General features: G+C 67.6%; 2 protein-coding genes. Both read right to left on the reverse strand.

Annotation, left to right across the window (positions count from 1 at the left end; genetic code table 11):
- On the reverse strand, positions 1–1,077 hold a 1,077-nt coding region (locus AC1DS3_RS37605; protein ID WP_477129245.1), incomplete at its 3' end, for an FAD-dependent oxidoreductase.
- 134 nt (positions 1,078–1,211) lie between these two features.
- Positions 1,212–2,297, reverse strand: coding sequence for a calcium:cation antiporter (locus AC1DS3_RS37610; RefSeq protein WP_441636007.1), 1,086 nt, complete (start codon positions 2,295–2,297; stop codon positions 1,212–1,214).
- Positions 2,298–2,541: the final 244 nt, after the last annotated feature.

The following is a 2,541-nucleotide window of genomic DNA, read 5'->3' on the forward strand; positions in this document are numbered from 1 at the left end:
GCGCAGGCGTTCAAGCCGGGCCGCTTCAAACGTGGTCAGCCAGGCGCGCGGGCTGGTCTCGCCCGCGGCCAGCGAAGTGGCGATCAGCTCGGCGGCGGCGCAGGCATCCTCGATGGCCTGCGCCACGCCCTGGCCAAGCGGTGGCGCCATGGCGTGGGCGCTGTCGCCCAGGTACATCACCTGCGCATGCGGCTCGGCAAAGCGGATGCCGCACGCCCGCATGCGGTACCAGCAGATGGCATCCACATTGGCGCAGAGCCTATCGATCAGCCAGCCAGCCTGCGGCCCCGGCCTGGCGTGCGCGGGTGTGTAGGCCGCGCGCAGCGCCTGCGAGCCGATGCCCGCGTGCAGCGTTTGTTCGCCGGGGGCGAGCGGCAGGCTGCCGGCGATATTGATCCGTCCGTCCGGCAAGCGAAAGGCCAGCAGGCGGTTAGGGCCGTTGCACCATTGTTCGTAATCGTCGATCCGGCCGGCGCCGGCGTCCGGCACCAGGAGGCGGAACAACAAGGCACCAAGCTGGTGCGTTCGAGGCTGGCCGGCAAACGCGCTTCGGGTGGGTGAGTCGCGGCCATCGGCCGCGATCAGCAGGTCGATGTCGTCAAGCCGGTGTTGTTGGCCATGCTGTTCCCAGACGACGTAGCTGCGTGCCGGATCCTGCGGGCTGGCGCCGCACGCCAGCAGCTTGCAACGGTAACGCACGGCGTTGCCGGCGGCCTGGCGCAGCACGCGGTACAGCGTGGCGCGCAGGATGCGCACGCCGCCATGGTCCGCCACGCGCGTGAGGGGCAGGTCCAGCAGCACCTCGCCGCTGCACAACGACACGYGCCAGTGATCCCAGGGCAGGCCGGCCTCGCCAATGGCGCTGGCCAGCAGCGGGTCGCGCATGTGCAAGGCCTTGATGGCGTTGGGGCCGATCACCAGCCCGGCGCCTGCGTGGTCATCCGGTGCAACCTGCTCCAGGCAGGTGACTTCCAGCCCGGCTTGCATGGCCAGCGCGCGGGCCATGATGCTGCCGGCCACGCCAGCGCCGACGATGACAATGCGTTTGGTGGGGATCCTGGGCGTCATGAGCGTCATGGGCGCCAGTTTGCGCAAAAGGACTGCACGCAACCAGCACCGATTTGGTCTCATGGCGAGCGCGCATTGTGTGCGCTCGGCGGGGAGCGGCGATCAGCCGGAAGCCCGCCCGATCCGCCGAGACTGTTCCTGGCTTAAGGCACGACCGACAAGAACAAGTACGCCGCCAGGATGACCAGGTGCACCACGCCTTGCAGCATGGTGGTGCGGCCCGAGTGCAGCGTCAGTGTGCTGACCAGCAAGGTCAGCGCAAGCAGCACGGTTTCCGTCGGGCCCAGGCCCAGCGTCAGCGGCTTGCCAACCGCGATAAAGACCGCGGCCACGGTGGGAATGGTCAGCCCGATGCTGGCCAGCGCGGAGCCCAGCGCCAGGTTCATGCTGGTCTGCAGGCGGTCGGCGCGCGCGGCGCGCAACGCGGCCAGCCCCTCGGGCAGCAGCACCAGCGCGGCAATCACGATGCCAACCACGGCCGGCGGGGCGCCGGCACTTGCTACCGCCGCTTCCACCGTGGGCGACAGCAGCTTGGCCAGGCCGACCACCGCCACCAGGCATGCCAGCAGCATGCCGCCGCTGGCGAGCGCGATCTTCGCGGGCGGGGGCGGGGCGTGGACGCTTTCGTCGGAGGTGCCTTCGACCAGGAAGTAGTCCCGGTGGCGCACGGTCTGCACAAACACAAAGCTGCCATAGAGCACCAGCGAGGCAACGCCCGCAAAGGCTAGCTGCGACTGCGACAGCATCGGCCCGGGGATCGCGCTGGTGTAGTTGGGCAACACCATGGTGAGCACGGCCAGCGCGGCCAGCACGGCTAGCGCGGCGGTGGCGCCCGGCGCCTGGAAAGCCTGCTCGCGATGGCGCAGGCCACCCACCAACAGGCAGATCCCCACAATGCCGTTACACACCAGCATGGCCGCGGCAAACACGGTATCGCGCGCCAGCCCGGCCTTCTCGGGGCCAGCGGACAGCATCACCGAGACGATCAGCGCTACCTCGATCACGGTCACGGCAATCGCCAGCACCAGCGTGCCAAAGGGCTCGCCCACTTTATGCGCGACCACCTCGGCATGGTGCACCGCTGCAAACACCGAGCCCGCGAGCGCCAGGCCGGCCAGCACCAGCAGCAGCGCCTGACCGGGCACCGCCATGCCTGCCCCGAGGATGGCCCAGGCTGCCAGTGGCAGCCATAAGGTCCAGGCAGGCAATTTATTCGACGTCAATGGCATCCGTTCTCCCTTTCTAGTTAATGAAATGCGTGGATTCAGCTTGATTGTGATGGGTGCGGCATGTCAAGCCTGACGAAAAGTGCCGCGCTCAGCGGGCTTGCTGGCCGTTTTCGCTTTGGCGTCCTATTGTGGTTCAGCTTGGGGCGGCAGCAATGCTCTCGGGCGGCAGCGCGCATGTAAGGCAGTTGCAACAGGGATTCAGTTCCCTGGAATTCGCTTAAATTGAAAGGAATTGGAGGTTTAT

The sequence above is a fragment of the Cupriavidus sp. 01L46 genome, assembly GCF_056399905.1.